The sequence below is a fragment of the Picosynechococcus sp. PCC 11901 genome, assembly GCF_005577135.1.
GTDB lineage: Bacteria > Cyanobacteriota > Cyanobacteriia > Cyanobacteriales > MRBY01 > MRBY01.
In genome coordinates this window covers 1,624,338-1,641,691 of sequence record NZ_CP040360.1, presented here as the reverse complement: position 1 = coordinate 1,641,691, position 17,354 = coordinate 1,624,338, and the positions used below count along the sequence as shown (strand labels likewise).

The following is a 17,354-nucleotide window of genomic DNA, read 5'->3' as shown; positions in this document are numbered from 1 at the left end:
CTCCCCTTGGCATAATGGAATCTGTGCCAAATTGAGTATCCATGACCATTGCCATGACCCCCCTTTTGCAATACCACCAGCACCAAGGCTTTCCTTTAACAGCTTCCGGTGAGGCCGTTGTAACCTTTGGGAACGACGCCGACATTTCCCAAGATTTCAGCAATGGCTGTTTGCTCTATGACCAAAGCCATTGGGGTCTCCTCAACTTTACGGGCGCTGACCGTCAACGCTACCTCCATAACCAAAGCACCAATCAAATCCAGCAGCTTCAACCGGGCCAAAGCTGTGACACTGTCCTCGTTAATTCCACGGCCCGCACCATCGATCTCGCCACGGTGCATATTCTAAATGATGCCCTCTGGGTGCAGGTCTCACCCCAGAAAAAGACCTTTCTCCTGGAATGGTTTGATCGGTTTCTCTTTCCAATGGACAAAGTAGAAATTAGTGATCTTTCTGGGCAGTTCAATATCCTGTCTTTGATGGGTGTTCAGGCCAAAGAAATTCTCGAAAAACTCACTGGCGTAACCTTAGCTGACTTTCCGGCTGGTGGTCATCAATTTCTAGAAATCCAGGGACAAAACATTCTCTGTGCGACGGGGAACAGTTTGAAATTACCGGGCTATACCCTGTATATTCCCGCCGAGGCTGGTGTCGAAATTTGGCAAGCTCTGATGAATTTAGGAATGATCCCCTGTGGCGAAGCAGCCTGGGAGAAACTGCGCATTCACCAAGGCAGACCCGCCCCCGACCAAGAACTCACCGAAGACTATAACCCTCTGGAAGCAGGGCTTTGGGATTGTATTTCCTTTGATAAAGGCTGCTACATTGGCCAGGAAACCATTGCCCGCCTCAATACCTACAAAGGCGTTAAACAGCGCCTCTTTGGGATTCAACTTTCTGCCCCCGTAGCAGTCCCTTGCAAAATTTTTGTGGGTGAAGAACGGGCTGGCATCATCACCAGTATTGACCCGGATAACACCTTTGCCCTTGGTTATATCCGTACGAAAGTGGGTGGAGAAGGGTTAGAAGTGGCAGCAGGAGAAGTGACTGGAAAAGTTGTCGCGGTTCCCTATGTGACCCATGCTTACCCCGAACCCTAGGGAACTGTCTTTGGTTGCTTTTTTATTCGTCTAAAAAGATGAAGCTGCCGCCCCAGGAGCCATAGTCGGCAGTAACCACGCCATTGCGATCGCCGCCGGTGTAGCTGTCCTGACCGGGGGCAATTTCGATGGTGATCGGGCCGCCCGTAGCTAGGTCAATTTCTCCGGCATGGACTGCCGCCACACAGATTGCGGAATCGTTGGTGTAAATATCTGTCCCCCAGACCGAGGCCCCTAGTTCACCGTTGGGTGGGCAATTGAAACTGTAGCGATCGCCAACATTTTCGGCAATCCCGAAGGAGCCTGGGGTCGAATCCCACTGGATATTTGGCGTTGTTGCAGCGTTACCACTGGCCTCCGGAAAACGGAAGCTCCCACCCCAAGCGCCGTAATCACGACTGGTCACTGCATTTTGTTGACTACCGGTGTAGAAGTCTTGGCCCGCGAGGATTTCTAAAGTTAAATTCCCCCCGGTCTCTGCGGCGAATAGACCTGCATGGACGGCGGCGGCACAAATAGACGAATCGCTGGTGTAAACACCCGTACCCCAAATTCTTTGGTTGGGATCCCCCGGCGGACAGGAAAACTCGAAGGTCTGTCCTACCTGGTCTTGGATTTCGAGGCTAACGGGGCTGGCTTCCCATTCCAGGGTAGTGAATTGGAGGGTTGGGGGCGACGCTGGGGTTTCCGGTGCTGCTTCTGGGATCGCAACAGTTCCGCCTCCAGTGGCGTTAGATTCTGGGGTGGTGCTGTTTTGGGTACAGGCGCCCAGGGAAAAAGCCAGGGCGATCGCCCCGAAAAAATAAGTCGTAGATTGCATCATGAAGCTTAGAAATAAGAAGAAATTCGTTTAGGGATGAAGGTCAGGATCTGGGTCTAGGCCAGTTGGCTATTGGCAAAAAAGGCGATCGCAATGCCCAGGGAAAGCCCCACAAATACTTGCACGGGTGTGTGACCGAGCAATTCCTTGAGCCGTTCTTCGCTAAATTCTTTTTCCTGGAACATATCATCAATGATCTGGTTGAGAATACGCGCTTGCTTACCCGCAGCTTGGCGTACTCCGGCGGCATCGTACATTACAATCACTGCAAACAAACAGGCGATCGCAAACTCAGAACTATCCCATCCCTTCGCCTGACCAACCCCTGTCGCTAAAGCCCCCACTAGAGCAGAGTGAGCACTGGGCATCCCCCCAGCACTGAAGAGGGAACGGAGGCTGGTTTTTTGATAACGAATCAAATCAATGGGAATTTTGAGCAACTGTGCCGTAATGCAGGCCACTAATGCCACAATCAGGATGTGATTTTGGAAAACTGCGCTGAAATTATCCATGGTGCTTGGCCGTGACGCGGGTTAGTTTTTACGGTTAACGATGTATTCCGCCAGGGCTTTAAGGGGATTGGCCTTTTCACCATAGGGTTCGAGGGAGGCGATCGCCTCTGCCACCAGCTTGCGGGCCTCAGCCTGGGATTTTTCAATACCCCATAGGCTCGGATAAGTCACTTTCTGGGCTTCGAGGTCTTTGCCCGCTGTTTTGCCCAATTCTTCAGCGGTGGCAGTGATATCGAGAATATCATCGACAATCTGAAAAGCCAGACCAATATTTTGGGCATAACGGGAGAGTAGTTGCACCTCTTCGGGTTTCGCTCCGGCCAAAATTGCCCCCGCCGTGACGCAAACTTCCAGCAATGCCCCTGTTTTATGGGTGTGGATAAAGTTCAAAGTTTCTACGGAAACATCGGTTTTCCCTTCCGATTCGAGATCCACCACTTGGCCACCGACGAGGCCTTCTGCCCCCACCGCTTGGCCGAGGCGCACGATCACCTGCAACAGACGTTCTGCCGGAACATCCGGGGTGCGGGCCACATATTCAAAGGCGTAGGAGAGCAGGGCATCCCCTGCCAAAATGGCAATATCTTCCCCATAAACTTTATGGTTCGTGGGTTTGCCTCGACGGAGATCGTCATTGTCCATGGCGGGCAGATCATCATGGATTAAAGACATGGTGTGGATCATCTCCAGGGCGCAGGCCGTATTCATCGCCATGGCGGCGGTGCCCCCCAACATTTCACAGGCAGCAAGACAAAGAATCGGGCGTAGCCGTTTCCCCCCAGCCAGGAGGGAATAGCGCATGGCTTCGTAGATGGTGACAGGCTCAGTGATAACTAAGGATTGGTCAAGGGCGGTTTCGACGATGGTCTTTTGTTCTTGGAGATATTGCGCGAGGGAAAAGCCCTGGGTGTGAGCGTCTGCAACTACCATAGCTACGTTTGGAAAACTGTTGATTTTTTCAAGAATATTCTACAGGGCTTTGGGGGCAAGTCTGGGGGAATCATCCTGGGTTGCTTGCAGAGGGGTGCTAATTCTGGCCTCTAAATGTGAAGTTGTTTTGCTCTGTGTGGTTCATTACACTCGCCGGGAACGTTTGGGTTTAAAACAGGAAGGGTAATTGATCTGTTGAGATAAGTCCTGATCAACCCAGGCCCAGTTTCCATGCAACCAAAAATTATTGTCTGTGGTTTAGGACGAACGGGATATAAGATTTTTCGTCTACTGCAAAATCAAGGGGCTGAGGTGATCGGCATTAGCGATCGCCCCAGTCATCAGCGGGCAGCGGGCATTATTGTGGGCGACCCCAGGCAGGGACAACTCCTTGTGCGGGCGGGCATTCATGCAGCCCAAACCCTCGTCCTCGCCAGTAATGATGATGCTCTCAATCTTGCGGTGCTGACCCAAGCGCGGGTGCTAAATCCAAATATTCGCATTGTCAATCGTATCTATAACCAAGCCCTGGGCGATCGCCTCGATCAAACCCTGCCGGATCATGTGACCATGAGTGTTTCGGCCCTGGCCGCCCCCATTTTTGCCTTTGCCGCCCTGGGCAATAAAGCCATCGGCCAACTGCGTCTCTACGAAAAAACCTGGCCGATCTATGAGGAAGTGATCACCACGGATCATCCCTGGTTAGGCCAACCCCTCAGTGAGCTTTGGGAAAATCCGGAGCGGATGTTTATCCACTACCTACCAGCCCAGGGGGAAATGGATTTGGTGTCGGCGGTGGTGGCCGACCAAACCCTCCAGGTGGGGGATCATTTAATCTTGGGGACGCCGCCCCAGGTTAAAAGTCAACGTTATTCCCTCTGGCAAAAATTTCGGAAGGCGATCGCAAATCTGCGGCAATACCAACACCACGTGCGGCCGATGACCCTGGTGACGATGGCGTTGTTGGTGACTATCTGTATTGCCACCTTTACCTATGTTTGTGTGAATTTTAATTTGTCCCTGGTGGATGCCCTCTATTTTTCGGTGGGGATGATCACTGGGGCTGGGGGTAAAGAAGAAGTCGCGGAACTCGCCCCCGATTGGGTCAAGGTTTTCACGGCGGTGATGATGGTGGTCGGCGCCGGGGTTGTGGGGATCTGTTATGCGTTGATCAATGATTTCATCCTCGGTAGTCGAATTCGTCAGTTTTGGGATGCGACAAAAATTCCCCACCAAAACCATTACGTAATCTGTGGCTTGGGAGGGATGGGCATGGCGATCGCCCGCCAACTGCACCACCAGGGTTATGACGTTGTTGTTCTCGAAACTGACCACAACAACCGCTTTTTACGCACTGCCAGAACCTTGGGGATTCCGGTCATTCTCGCCGATGCTAGCGTGACCAGCAGTTTACGGGATGCACGGATTGCCAAAGCAACGGCCCTGATTGCCGCCACCAGCCAGGACATGACCAACGTTGAAATTGCCCTAAGCGCCAAGGCGATCGCCCCCAAGGTCAATGTGATTGTCCGCATCCAAGATACGAATTTTGCCCAGTCGGCCCAGGAAGTCTTTTCCTTTGATCTGGTGCTTTCCCCGACGGAACTCGCAACCCATTCTTTTGCTGCCGCCGCCCTAGGGGGACGTATCCTCGGCAACGGCATGACCGACGATCTGCTGTGGATTGCCCTGGCAACCTTGATCACCCCAAACCATCCTTTCTGTGGACAGCGGGTTCAAGATGCGGCGATCGCCCAAAATTTTGTCCCCCTCTACCTCGAATCCCAGGGGGAAGCGGTGCACGGTTGGCCCCTCCTGCAACGGCAACTGCAACCCCAGGACGTGCTCTATATCACCATCGCCGCCAATGGTCTCCAAAAGCTGTGGCGTAAGGAACCCAGCAATTCAGAAGTGACCTTTAACCCCTTTCCGTCAGTCCAAGGAAGCGAAGCCTTTGTGCCCTAGCAATCAATAAAGTTACATCTCAATCCAGGCGATCGCCCAACTAAAAGCCCTAAAATCAGAGATGTTGAGTACAAAATGACCCACAGCTTTGAATTTTTGGACGTTACTGTTACCCCCTGTTGCTGGCACTGTGATTGGGTATTTCACCAATGACATTGCGATCAATATGCTGTTTCGTCCCTACAAGGCCATCTACCTTGGCGATCGCCGTTTACCCTTCACCCCGGGCCTGATCCCCGCCAACCAAGACCGCCTCGCCCGCAACATTTCCCGGATTATTATGGGGTCGCTGCTCACCCCCGAAGAAATCCAAAAGCTCGCCCAAAAACTGCTCCAAACCGAACGCATCGAAGCCGCGATCCGGTGGCTGCTGCAATTGGCCTTTGCACAAATCCAGGGCGAACAAGAACAAAAAACCGCTGGGATTCTGGCGGCAATTCTACGAGACTTAGCCAGCGAATCTTTGCCCCGCCTCATTAAAGTTTGGTCTCGGGAAGATACCTTTTTAGAAGCCCAGGTTTACCAACTGTTTGATCAACTGCTGCTGGATTTTAAACTTACGGAGGCCCAAGCCCGCCAGCTTACCGATTGGCTGTTGCGTACCGTTCTAACTCCCGATATTCTCCGTCAGGCGACCATTGATTTTCTTACCGACAAAAATATTGAAATTATCGACACTAGCCTCCGGGAAAAAACCAGCGGTACCTATTGGGTCGTTGCGAACCTATTTGGCGTTAAAAATAGCCTGACCCGCCTCCGGGCCTTCTGTTTAGAAGAGCGAGAAATTGCCAATGCTCGTCTCCAGGAGTTAATCCTCACCCTCGAAATTCGCCTTAAATTGCGCCTCTGGCTCCAGGGTTTGTCCCTCCAAAATTTGCCTGTGTCTACGGTGCGGCAACTCCGTAAAAGTTTTCACCAAACAATCCGCCAATATTTCCAAGATAAAGGGGCGGGCTTGATGGAATACATTGGTGAGTCGGTGGATTGGGATAATTTGTCGGTGGTGATTTTACGGCGGCTCCAAGCGTCTCAAGTCTTAGACAGTTCCCTGGGTGTCGTTAGCCAAGAATTATCTTTGCTTTTGGATCGCTATTTAGAAAAAGACCTCGAAAAAATTATCAGTCAGGTGATCCCGATCCTCGCCATTGATCAAGTAATCATTGAGCGGGTGAACAATACCAGCCCCAGGGAACTAGAACGCGCCATCCAGGGCATTGTCAAAAATGAACTCCAAGCCATCGTTAATTTGGGGGGAGTACTGGGCTTCCTCGTTGGTGTAGCCCAATCGGTTATTTTATTGCTCAATTGATGTCAAGGTATTTTCTGGGGTTGCTTGGGCAGATGATGTTTCGAGGGTGTTAATGATCTCCAGGAGTTCCCGCTCAAAGGCCACCTGGGCGCGATTGGTTTTCCCTCCCAGATAAAAGCGATCGCCAGCGGCCAGGGCCCACACTTGGGAATAGGAAACGTAGCTCATCACCACCCCAACCATCACCAACAAAAAGCCTGTATACACCACAGGAACACCGGGATCAGCCTTAATCTGGAGACCAGTGCTACCAACAAGATCAACTAATTTCAAGCTAATGTCCCCCACATCTAGGCGATCGCCAACCCGTACCGCCCCGACCAAGTCTCCCTGCTCGTTATAGACAATGGCACTGCCCTGGAGATCCTGCATCAAGATCGAGACCCCAGCACTCATATCTGGCCTAATGGGGACCCAACTGCCCCAGAGTTTCGCCCCATTCTCCGTGGGGATTTGGGCGGCGGGTAATTGAAAAATCGGGCTATTATTCAGTTGAACTTGGACACCACCAATAGACCAACTGGTTTGATAAAAGGTGATGCCATCGTAGCGGAGGGGGTGGTTTACCGAAATTGTTTTGCGCTCAAGCTCCTGGCCCTGTTCATCGACCACCGATAGATCTGAATAGAATTGATCAATGTCACCCGTGGGGGTGTAGTCGATCCAAAAACGATTCACATTCACCGACCAAGGGCGATCGCTCTCGGAAAAAATCCCCGCCTTAAACACATTATTGACCTTAAAATTCACGCCGCTGGGAATCATCTCCTGGGCCATGAACCCCCCAAAGGCTCCCCAAATAGAACCCACCAAGGTGACGATCATGCCGATGTGGACAATAATCGGCCCAATACGCCCCACAATCCCTTTCCGGGCATAGAGCTTTTCGCCGTCCTGAAAAATTTTGTAGCGCTTTTTTTCGAGTTGGGGTTTTAGGCTCTGGAGCGAACCATGATCCAATTCCGTACTGAGGGCTAATTTATTAAATTGCCGGGCTTGGCTGTAGTAATTCCAATTTCGGGCTGTTTTCAGGGCAGGCAGTTGCCGCCGAAAGGTACAGGCGATCAAACTCACCCCAAAGGCCAGGAGCAAAACCAAGTACCACCAAGTTGTATAAACATGATCCAGTCCCAACCCTAATAGAACTTTCCAAGACAAAAACCCCAACAACGCCGGATCTTCAGGGTAGTTCTCTTGGTAAAACTGGATGGTACTGCCCTGTTCGATGACGGTTCCTAAAATGCTAAATACCGCAATGAGCAACAGCAGGGCGATCGCCACCCGGAGATCCGCAATCCACTTTAAACTCGTGCGCCAGACCTTGCGGGGAAAACTGTGCCACGGAGAATTAGGAGAAGAATCAGAAACTGTCATGGTTTAGGGGATGAGAAAAGACAAATTAACAAGAAAAAAGCCCGTTCAGGGTTAGGGAAAATCTAGGCGAGGCCAATGGGCAGACGAATGAGGAGCGAAAACAGCCCAAATCCCAGGAGCAAAGCACCACTCACGGGGTTAATCCAGCCCGACCACTGCCGCAGGGACAGCAAGCGCTTCAGGGAAGCGGTAAAAATTCCGGCAATCAAGACAGGCACCACATAACCAAGGGTATAAGCAAGGAGCAATACCGCCCCCAACGCGAGGTTTTGGGTGGTACTAACCCAGGCTAAAAGGGTAGCCAGCACCGGGGTACTACAGGGGGAAGCCACCAAACCAAAGGTTAAGCCCACGAGATAGGCCCGTACAGCTTTTGGAAAATCCGGCTTAATCCAGTCGGTCGCTCCCAGGGAAGGAAAACGCAAAGGGACAATTTCGAGCAGATTTAAACCCATCAAAATGGCGATCGCACTGACAATGATCGGTAAGCCAACACCAATTTGACCGTATATCTGGCCAAAGCCCGCCGCCACGATTCCCAGGCCCGCCAGGGTCGTCGCGAGCCCCAAACAAAACCACAGGGATTGGAAAAAGGCTTGGAGGCGATCGTTATCCTGGGTGCCGCCGATGTAACCAATGGTGATGGGCAACATGGAGAGAGTGCAGGGGGTCAAGCTGGTGAGGAGGCCCGCCCCAAACACCAAAAAGATACTCAACAAACTCCAATGGCTCAGCTGCTCATTGACCAGGCTGTCACTAAATTGCTGGAGGTGATACAGTTGCAGACTGAAATTTTCCCACATGGTGCCGTGCCCAAAGACTGTTTGCTATTGTATCGGGTTTCCTGGGGGCAACGGCAAAGGTATCTTCCGCCTAAACCAGGGATAATTCACCCACCACATCTAAACGCTTATAGGGACTGAGGGATAAAAATTGTTCCGCCAAAGTATCAGAGACTGCGGGAGTGATCCAGCCCAAACGGGTCAAAAGATAGAGGGCGACGGCATATTTAGCCCGTTTCGCGCCGTCTTTGACCTTGATTGCCAAGCCTAACCCTTCACCGACGCGACCAATGCATTGAATCCCCTCGGCACCCGATTTACTGACGATTTCTCCCTCCGAGAGGCGCATTAATTCTGTGTCGAAGCCGCCCCGGCCAGACACCATGGTGGGGTGGTAGGTCATCGCCCGCACAACCCGCTCAACATCTAGGCGATCGCCAGACGCGAGGTGAGCATAAAGGGTAGCCATTTGGCTAAGCTGCATTAAATAGGTGGGGACACCGCAATCATCCCGCGCGCCGATAAATTCCTGGGCGGGCATCTGGAGTAATTCAGCAATTTTATTGAGGATCAGAGCCTGGACGGGGTGGGACTTTTCCATATAGCTACCGAGGCCCCAGTTGCAATGCTTACAGGTCAACAGCATCCCTGCGTGTTTTCCGGAACAATTGTGCTCGAGGGCGCTGTCTTTGCCGTGGGGAATCGGACATTGCAAAACGTCAGATTCTAGATCCGCCTGCCAGAGGATGCGAAACACCTGACGGGCGTGTTCCTTGGTGCCTTGGTGGGAACTACAAATGACGGCTAAATCTTTATCGGAAAGTTTGTAATGATCTAAGGCCCCGGTGCCAATCACGGCGAGGGCTTGGAAGGGTTTAAGGGCTGACCGGATAAAGGCAGAGCTTTCGGCATCCCCAGCCATGGACAGGACACGGCCTTTGGTGTCACACACCACGGCTTCGGCAATGTGGGTGGATTCTTTGAGACCTTCCCGGAGGAGGTTGATTTCAAGGGGGGGGGCTTGGACGCGTTTGCCTCTGGACATAACGATTGGGGGTAAAAGTTCAGCAGTAAAAGGATAGGGGAAAAGTACGGGGGTGGCGGGAATGATTGTGAAGATTTAAGGGTTTATAGCAGCCACAGACCGCTGATCAAACCGATGGCGATCGCCACGACAATCAAGCTGGTTTGTTGGATACGGGCGAGGATTGGGGCGATTTGGTAGGACACAATCAGGCGATCGCGTTGGAGGACGGCTTCGGGTTTACGCCAAATTTGGCCATCGTACCAGCCGGATTCTTCGTAGGTGAGTTTCTCGGTCTGGAGGCGATCGCGGATGTAGCGCCACCCCAAGTAAAGGCGCAGTAAAACCAAACTCAATAAAAACATCCCGCCGAGATTGGCACTCAAGACCAATTTAATCGGATAGCGGTCGAAGGGAAAACTCGCCCAAGCAATAGGGGTAAAGATGAGGGTCGCCCAAAACCAGACCCAGGCTACCTTGCGGATGTAGCAGACCATTTCCATGTTGCCCCAACTAAAAAACCAGGATTCCTTGAGTTGGTCATATTCGTTGAGGGGCTGTTGCTCTTCCGGGACGGGACAAAAGGTAGTGGGAGAATTGTTCATGGATGGCGACGGGACAGAGAAAACCTATGCCCAACAGTGTATCGTTTTTTTCTGGGGGGGGGCAGGGAGCGATCGCCTTTGTATTTGCCAACAAAAAAGTGACCCAGATAGATTTGGATCACTGGCAATGTTTTGAACTGTTACGGGACGTGGTAATGCTCAAACGCGACCTAGTCCCTTTTTATTTCACGAGGAGATCTTCTCCTTCAATCACCCGCGCCGATTGAATGCGATCGCCCATTTCAATTTTGTCGATCACCGCAAGACCCTCGGTAATTTGGCCAAACACTGCATAGTTTCCATTGAGGAAATCATTCGGCCCCAAGGAAAAATAAAACTGAGACGAGGCGGAGTTCGGCAGTTGGGAACGGGCCATGGCGATCGCCCCTTTGTCATGCTTAAGCACCACCTGATTCGGATCAAGTTCTGCCTTGCCATAAACCGGCTGTTCCTCACCCTGGAGCTTAATTTCTAGGGGGACATCCCGACGAATGCCCGTCTCCGGATCCGTAAAACCACCACGTCCCAGGGCATTGAGGGGCACTTGGCTGTCCTTGCTGAGGGGGTCTCCCCCTTGGACAACAAAGGGTTCTGGCGTCCGAATTACCCGGTGGAAAGCGGTGCCATCATAGACGCCACGGCTGACTAAATCCACAAAATTACCCGCCGTCACTGGCGCATCGGCACCATTGAGTTCAATGCGGATCGTTTGGCCATCCACTGCTTCAGATTGGCTCTGGAGTACCATTTCGACCACCGCTGTACAGCTATCTTCTGGGGTGGCCTCGGTAGAAGCTGGATTCGGGCAATTTAAACGGGGCTTATAATTTTCGGCACTGGTTGGGGTAGCCGTTGGATTATTGGAAGATGTTTCCGTTGTCGGCGCACAGCCACTCAAGCTGAGGCTGCCCACCAAGAATGCGAGACATAATAGCTGCCAAGGTCGTTCCATAGAAATTTAGTTGTACTTTTGTTTTAGATAAAACCTGGGAAAATTATAGGAAGCAGCGAAGGCGATCGCCCACTGTCTTTTTTTCGTCTCAGGTGCTTAGAAAGATCTAGAGACCTTCCAGGGGAATGGTTAAAAAGCGGGCCAACTCTGCCCCTTGATTCTCCAGTTCCGCGAGGGGAATCGGCTCTCCGACTCGGTTGAGGGGAATATCACCCCGATTTTTTACCCGGAGATAAAGCACTCGCCGGGGGTTTAAGCCTTCTTTGATCTCTGCTCGAATCGACAAAATATCCTTGAGGGGATACTGGAAATTAATAATCCGGTTTTTGCCCACAAAGCCATTCCGGAAAATAGTCACCTTGCCCGTTTCTTTATTAAATTCGTTGTAACCACCGCCCACATCAAGAAAAAATACAAACCAGAGATAGGCAGACAATAGCGTTCCGGCAACGCCATAGAACGTTAAGGCAGCCCCTTGGGGAATGAATTGGATATTACTAGGGTCACTCACCCCCAGCAGATTTTTGTGAAAATAACTCGAAAGACCAGCTAACAGAAAACCAATGCCACCAATGGCAGAAACACTGGCCCAAAGCATATTACTAAAACGACGGGAGCCGAGGATCGGCTGCCGTAAAACTTTATCCGTTGAAGTTGTCACCTGTGCTGCCATAAACGTTTTTTGTAGAAAATTTATTTAATTTAAGCCCCCTCATTTTACTGGATAATCTTGACTTCCCTGCTTGGAAGCCATTACCTGGGCCATCAGATCTGCCACGGCGCTGGTGCCTTCTGAAGCTTCGAAGGTCACGGGAAATTTGCCATGCCACAACATCCGCCAACCCAACGGAAAAATCTCACCAACGCTCTGGAGTCCGATCACCATCAAAGCAAAACGCCGTTCATCGATCCATCCCCCTGCTTGCACCAGGTGAAGGAGGGTTTTCCGGTGGCGTACCGCGCGACTTTCAGCGGGATCTTTTTGCTGGAGGAGGGTGCTTTTGATTTGGGTAATGCGGTCGAGGGGGTCAACTTCTTGGGGACAGACATAGTTGCATTGATAACAGCGGGTACAGGCCCAGGCACCGGCTTCGGGTTGGTGGTAGTGATCTAGCCTGGCGGAAGTCGTATCGTCCCGGGAATCCTTGATCAGCCGTTCTCCCTTGGCGAGGGCGTGGGGGCCTAAAAAGTTGGGGTTGACAGTGACGGCATTACATTCGGCGTAGCAAGCGCCACACAGGATGCAGTTGCCGGCTTTGTTTAGGGCTTCCCGCTCCTGGGGAGACTGACAAAATTCTGTTTCGGGAACCTGGGGCGATCGCCTTTGGACATAGGGAACTACCGCTTCTAGCTGTTGCCAAAAGGCAGTCATATCCACCACCAAATCCTTAATCACCGGAAAATTATTCAGGGGAGTAATCGTAATTTTGGGAATGGCTCCAGGATCAGAATCGGTGCCTTGCAGACGGGTAATTTCTTGGCGCACATTTTCTTTACAGGCCAAGGCTGCCCGGCCATTAATCCCCATGGCACAACTCCCACAGATGGTATTGCGACAATTTTTGCGAAAAGCTAAACTGCCATCCTGCTGCCATTTGATCTGATTTAGACAATCTAAAATTGTTGTACTTTCTGGCACAGAAAGCTGATAAGTGAAAAATTCTGGTGCGACGTTTCGTTGCCGTTGGCGCAAAATATTGAAGGCGATGTCCATGGCCAACCTCTTTTTGCCACAAATTTCTTCCCTTCCTAGTCTATCGGGATGAATTCGGCAGTTAAAATCATTGTCGATAAAGTTAACAAATAATCAGCACCACTCCGAAAACTTTAAAAAATTCCAGGGCCTCTTTTAAAAAACTTTTTAAAAAAACTGCGCAAAACAGAATTTTTGCAGTTATATTTACAAATGTGGTAAGTTTATTGCCGACAAAAATTTAGACTCAAAAAACAAGCGTTTTAGAAATATGAGTGACATCCCGACAACTCCTTTGAAAGGAAAGGCTCTGCTGAGTAAAGTAAAGGAATTATCCCATTTGCCCCGGCGAGAAACAGCAAAGCTTTGTGGATATAGCAGTACGAAAAATGGCTCGACTCGTGTCAATTTGACGGGTTTTTATGATGCTGTCCTTGAAGCAAAAGGACTCCCCCTAGACCCCGGTGGCAGTCAAGATGGCCGTGGGAGAGAGCCGACCTATCGGGTGAGTGTTCACAAAAATGGCCAAATTGTCATTGGTTCAACTTACACGAATCAAATGAACCTGAAACCAGGGGATGAATTTGAAATTAAAATTGGCTACAAGCACATTCACCTAAAACAGATCAACGAAGGCTAAAAAGGCAACAATAGTCAAGCCTTTCGGCAAGTTTTTAGCGTCCCTCCTTGACACGCCTGATTTCATTCCTGGGGTTTGCTAAATCTACGGGTTGATATTTAGAAGAAATCAACTGCCTTAAATGGATTCTCTCCGACAAAATTCTACGGTTGATGCACAAATCACAGGTAGAGATTCCGGGTAATCTGTTGCTTAATTTTTAAAGCTATTTTTGGCTAGTTTCGATGGGAGCTGTGGTCACCATGGCTCTTTTTTATTGTTTAGAGGTTTCAGGGAAAGGATTTGGAATCATGTTAGGGCGAGTGATTTTGGCGATCGCCATCGCCTTATGGTGGGGTCTATGGGTTATTTGGGCGGCACCTCAATCGCAGTTTTTGACAATCGCAAAAACCGTCGCAACCCCTTGGAATTACGCAGATCTTGGCCCCCAGCGGTGGGGCGAGTTGCAACCAGAGTTTCAGACCTGTGCCGTTGGCGAAACCCAATCACCCTTGGCGCTTTTTCCTGAATCGTCTACTCCAGTTTCGGGGGCGTCGCTGCCTTGGCAGTATCAACCAAGTTTCGGGCTTATCCGGGCGACCAGTACCACTTTACAAATCCAAGTGACGGGGAATAATACCCTACAGCTCGGCGCTGACCGCTACAAGCTTGAGCAAATTCATTTTCATTATCCCAGTGAGCACCATGTCCAGGGAAAACAATATGCCATGGAAGTTCACTTTGTCCATCGGCGCGCCCCCCAAGGAGTCGCGGTTTTGGCGGTGCTGGTTGAGTCCGGAACAATGAATCCGACGTTTGCCCACATTTTGCAACGGTGGCCAACCCAGACCCATCCTAGTCAGGTGATTCATTTCGACCCGGCAGCGTTACTCCCCCAAGGCGATCGCCCTTATTTTCGCTATGTTGGCTCCTTGACGACTCCCCCTTGCACGGAAGGGATTTCTTGGTTGGTTGTGGCACAACCTATTTTCCTGGGGGCCACGCAAATCAAACATTACCAAGCTCTGTATGCACCGAACGCCCGCCCCCTCCAAACAATGACAACCCATCAAGTGCAGTATTATGTGCCGGGTCAGAAAATGGAAATTTAGGCCACTTTCACGAAAATATTCTCGCCTTCTTCGCGGACTTCGTAGCGGGGTAATCCGGCGGTAGCTGGCCCCTGGATCAGTTCCCCATCTAAGGCAAACCGCGAACCATGGCAATCGCAAACCAGGTCAGCATCGGCGAGTTTTACGGGACAGCCCCGATGGTTACAGGTGGGGTCAACGGCCACAAGGCTCTGGTCACTGGGATTACGGAAAACATAGACTTTTTGCCCATTGACCTCTGTGGAAAGTTCACCATTGGCATCGAGACTCCCCACGGCGGTGAAATCAGCCACAAGATTCGCGGCATCTTCTGCTTCGGCGATCGCCCCATCGTTGGCTGCGGCATCTTCTGCTTCACTGACTGCTGTTGACTCCGAGCCACCAGAACAGGCGGCTAAAATCGTCGGGAAAGAACTCGCAAGTAAACCTAAACCGAATAAACCTACAAATTGACGGCGTTCCATAATTGTTTCTCAAGGGATGTCGAAAATGATGTCTTGACTGTTATAACGAATTTAAACGGCGTTTTTCGGATTAATGGAGATTTCGTGAAAATGGCGGAGATGGGGATTGCGATAGGCGATCGCCCCGGAAAAACCCCTTAGCAATTGAGGGCTTGGCGTTGAGCTTTCGCTTTCTGTAACGACTCGGCCCATTCTTGCTCTGGATCACTGTCCGCAACAATACCGGCCCCCACCTGCCCGTAGACGGTGGCTGGCCCCTGGGCATTCGGCACATAAAGTAAGGTGCGAATCAAAATATTGAGATCTAAATTTCCCCGTTGATCTAGGTAACCACAGGAACCATAAAATAAACTGCGCCGCACCGGTTCTAGGGCTTCGATAATCTCCATACAACGAACCTTCGGACAACCGGTGATCGTGCCTCCCGGAAACATGCCCCGAATTAGATCCACTGCATCCTTATCGGCGGCCAGTTCCCCCACCACATTACTAACGAGGTGAATAACATGGCTATAGCGTTCTAGGACAAATTGCTCATCCACCACGACGCTGCCCCAGGTACAGGCCCGGCCAAGATCATTCCGTTCTAAGTCCACCAACATGGTGTGTTCGGCCCGTTCCTTGGTGTTCCGCAACAGTTCTTCGCCGAGGGCTTGGTCTTCGCTGGGGGTTTGTCCCCTGGGTCTGGTGCCGCCGATGGGACGGGTCTGGGCAAAGCGTCCCTGTTTTTGGATCAGACGTTCTGGTGAGCAACTGATCATCTCCCCCCAGGGCGATCGCCAATAGCTGGCAAAGGGGGACGGATTGATCTGCTGGAGGTGCTGATAAATGGCCCAACTGCTATGGGACGTTTGGGTACGGAAGCGCAGGGAAAGATTAGTCTGAAAAATATCGCCCGCTTGGATGTACTGTTTCGCCTGGCGTACAGCGTCGGTGTAGGCTTGGCGATCGCTGAGGAATTCAAGGGAAGGAGCTTCAGAGCCGACTTGGGATTGATCAAGGTCGGAGGATACACTCGGTTGACTGAGTTGAGTTGTTAAACGATCGAGATCCGCAACGGTGGCCGCTGCCAGCCAAAGCACCTGTTGGTGGTGGTCAAGCACCGCAAAGGAATCAGGCTGGTACCAATAGGCCACGGGAAAAGGCAGGGGATCTGGATTTTCGTAGGGGAGCGTTTCAATCTCCCAGGCAAAGTCATAACCGAGCCAGCCTAGATATCCTCCCGTAAAGGGCAAATGGGCGATCGCCGCCGGGGGATCTATTTTTGTGGCGAGAAGCTGCTTTAAACAAGCAGTAATTTCCCCTAGGGCGGGCGTAAATAGCTGTTTGGCCCTTGGTGCCCCGGCACAGATAGAGTAGCGGGAGAGCTGGGGATAGTCCTTGGGGGTAGGGTAGGGGCTTTCGAGGAGGGTGGCAATCTTGGCTTGGCCGTATAGTTTTGTGAAAATTTCTGCACCAGTGCGTTGTGCTAACGGTTGCGATCGCCAATGCCACATACATTCAACCCCAAGGAAAACTCCCTAGGATTTTGACATACTTTTTTGGCGCGATGGTATTGTCGTCAACACCGCAAAAGCGGATTAATTTTTTGAGCCAGCTATCCTTGGGTGGCCTTACCCCAATCCAGACTACGCAGAAAATCTTGCACCAGTTTGCGACCAGCCACATTGTCGCCATAGTCCCCGGAGTCATCATAGAGCACTGACCAGCAATCGAGAATTTCAGTATCCAAGGCGGCACGAATTTTGGGGGCGGCAATAATGATATCGGCGCTGCGGTGGAGGGGGGTCGGGGCCTCGGCGGTTGCGCTCAACAAACAAAGCGGTCGTAGCCAATAGCTAGCCTGGGCTTCAATAAATTGAATAACAGCACCATATAAGCGGCGATCGTCAGCGGCTAAGCAAACAATCTGCTGGGGTTTAAAGGGTTCTGTCGTGGTTTGGGACATTGGCAGTTCCAGGGACAAGTTCAATGATTGAATAATCAGGGTGGGAAAAATTGATAATCTAGTTCCCCAGTTTAAGGCGATCGCCTCATTTTTTTCGCAAATCCCAGCGCTAGAACAAGACATCTCTACCCGTCTTTCTTTACAA

18 protein-coding genes are annotated in these 17,354 nt (G+C 51.2%); 5 read left to right on the top strand and 13 right to left on the bottom strand.

The features are described from left to right. The first annotated feature begins 41 nt into the window (after positions 1 to 41). Positions 42 to 1,100 carry a CAF17-like 4Fe-4S cluster assembly/insertion protein YgfZ gene (ygfZ, locus tag FEK30_RS08950; protein WP_138072978.1) on the top strand — a complete coding sequence of 353 codons (1,059 nt, stop codon included), beginning with the start codon at positions 42 to 44 and terminating at the stop codon, positions 1,098 to 1,100. Positions 1,101 to 1,122: 22 nt separating this feature from the next. Here ygfZ and FEK30_RS08945 read toward each other — a convergent pair whose 3' ends face one another. From FEK30_RS08945 to crtE, 3 genes are read right to left on the bottom strand one after another with little or no spacing between them, the layout of a single operon-like run. Next, on the bottom strand, positions 1,123 to 1,923 hold the full coding sequence (locus tag FEK30_RS08945) for an LCCL domain-containing protein (protein WP_138072976.1): 801 nt from the start codon (positions 1,921 to 1,923) through the stop codon (positions 1,123 to 1,125). A gap of 53 nt (positions 1,924 to 1,976) precedes the next feature. After that, complete coding sequence (locus FEK30_RS08940) at positions 1,977 to 2,432, bottom strand: divergent PAP2 family protein (RefSeq protein WP_030006209.1); 456 nt, start codon at positions 2,430 to 2,432, stop codon at positions 1,977 to 1,979. A gap of 21 nt (positions 2,433 to 2,453) precedes the next feature. Next, positions 2,454 to 3,362: a geranylgeranyl pyrophosphate/diphosphate synthase/geranyltranstransferaseCrtE gene (crtE, locus tag FEK30_RS08935; RefSeq protein WP_030006210.1), complete on the bottom strand. Its 909-nt coding sequence runs from the start codon at positions 3,360 to 3,362 to the stop codon at positions 2,454 to 2,456. Positions 3,363 to 3,593: 231 nt separating this feature from the next. Between crtE and FEK30_RS08930 the strand changes: the two genes are divergently transcribed. After that, the gene (locus FEK30_RS08930) at positions 3,594 to 5,327 is read left to right on the top strand and encodes a potassium channel family protein (RefSeq protein WP_138072974.1); all 1,734 of its coding nucleotides are present in this window, start codon (positions 3,594 to 3,596) and stop codon (positions 5,325 to 5,327) included. Positions 5,328 to 5,415: 88 nt separating this feature from the next. Further along, positions 5,416 to 6,636 carry a DUF445 domain-containing protein gene (locus FEK30_RS08925; RefSeq protein ID WP_030006212.1) on the top strand — a complete coding sequence of 407 codons (1,221 nt, stop codon included), beginning with the start codon at positions 5,416 to 5,418 and terminating at the stop codon, positions 6,634 to 6,636. Here the strand turns inward: FEK30_RS08925 and FEK30_RS08920 are convergent. The 7 genes from FEK30_RS08920 to FEK30_RS08890 form a co-directional block, all read right to left on the bottom strand. Beyond that, the gene (locus FEK30_RS08920; protein WP_138072972.1) at positions 6,622 to 8,010 is read right to left on the bottom strand and encodes a cytochrome c biogenesis protein; all 1,389 of its coding nucleotides are present in this window, start codon (positions 8,008 to 8,010) and stop codon (positions 6,622 to 6,624) included. The two genes, FEK30_RS08925 and FEK30_RS08920, sit on opposite strands and share 15 nt — an antisense overlap. 62 nt (positions 8,011 to 8,072) lie before the next feature. Continuing rightward, positions 8,073 to 8,813: a cytochrome c biogenesis protein CcdA gene (locus FEK30_RS08915; protein WP_030006214.1), complete on the bottom strand. Its 741-nt coding sequence runs from the start codon at positions 8,811 to 8,813 to the stop codon at positions 8,073 to 8,075. 70 nt (positions 8,814 to 8,883) lie between these two features. Next, the gene (locus tag FEK30_RS08910; RefSeq protein WP_012306715.1) at positions 8,884 to 9,837 is read right to left on the bottom strand and encodes an asparaginase; all 954 of its coding nucleotides are present in this window, start codon (positions 9,835 to 9,837) and stop codon (positions 8,884 to 8,886) included. An 83-nt stretch (positions 9,838 to 9,920) separates the two neighbouring features. Continuing rightward, complete coding sequence (locus FEK30_RS08905) at positions 9,921 to 10,421, bottom strand: CGLD27 family protein (protein WP_012306716.1); 501 nt, start codon at positions 10,419 to 10,421, stop codon at positions 9,921 to 9,923. A gap of 181 nt (positions 10,422 to 10,602) precedes the next feature. Then, positions 10,603 to 11,373: a peptidylprolyl isomerase gene (locus FEK30_RS08900; protein ID WP_138072970.1), complete on the bottom strand. Its 771-nt coding sequence runs from the start codon at positions 11,371 to 11,373 to the stop codon at positions 10,603 to 10,605. A 106-nt stretch (positions 11,374 to 11,479) separates the two neighbouring features. Continuing rightward, entirely contained in the window at positions 11,480 to 12,046 is a 567-nt protein-coding gene (locus FEK30_RS08895; protein WP_012306718.1) for a photosystem I assembly protein Ycf4, read from the bottom strand. A gap of 39 nt (positions 12,047 to 12,085) precedes the next feature. Then, positions 12,086 to 13,087 (bottom strand): succinate dehydrogenase/fumarate reductase iron-sulfur subunit, encoded by a 1,002-nt coding sequence (locus FEK30_RS08890; protein ID WP_138072968.1) that lies wholly within the window; start codon positions 13,085 to 13,087, stop codon positions 12,086 to 12,088. Positions 13,088 to 13,337: 250 nt separating this feature from the next. Between FEK30_RS08890 and FEK30_RS08885 the strand changes: the two genes are divergently transcribed. Together FEK30_RS08885 and FEK30_RS08880 are read left to right on the top strand one after the other, a co-directional pair. Beyond that, positions 13,338 to 13,706: an AbrB family transcriptional regulator gene (locus FEK30_RS08885; RefSeq protein WP_012306720.1), complete on the top strand. Its 369-nt coding sequence runs from the start codon at positions 13,338 to 13,340 to the stop codon at positions 13,704 to 13,706. A gap of 242 nt (positions 13,707 to 13,948) precedes the next feature. Then, positions 13,949 to 14,797, top strand: coding sequence for a carbonic anhydrase (locus tag FEK30_RS08880; RefSeq protein ID WP_168191136.1), 849 nt, complete (start codon positions 13,949 to 13,951; stop codon positions 14,795 to 14,797). Here the strand turns inward: FEK30_RS08880 and FEK30_RS08875 are convergent. From FEK30_RS08875 to FEK30_RS08865, 3 genes are all read right to left on the bottom strand, one after another. Further along, positions 14,794 to 15,261, bottom strand: coding sequence for a Rieske 2Fe-2S domain-containing protein (locus FEK30_RS08875; protein WP_138072963.1), 468 nt, complete (start codon positions 15,259 to 15,261; stop codon positions 14,794 to 14,796). The genes FEK30_RS08880 and FEK30_RS08875 overlap by 4 nt on opposite strands. A 137-nt stretch (positions 15,262 to 15,398) precedes the next feature. Continuing rightward, on the bottom strand, positions 15,399 to 16,757 hold the full coding sequence (locus FEK30_RS08870) for an anthranilate synthase component I (protein WP_138072961.1): 1,359 nt from the start codon (positions 16,755 to 16,757) through the stop codon (positions 15,399 to 15,401). 101 nt (positions 16,758 to 16,858) lie between these two features. Beyond that, the gene (locus FEK30_RS08865) at positions 16,859 to 17,332 is read right to left on the bottom strand and encodes a hypothetical protein (protein ID WP_255447842.1); all 474 of its coding nucleotides are present in this window, start codon (positions 17,330 to 17,332) and stop codon (positions 16,859 to 16,861) included. Positions 17,333 to 17,354: the final 22 nt, after the last annotated feature.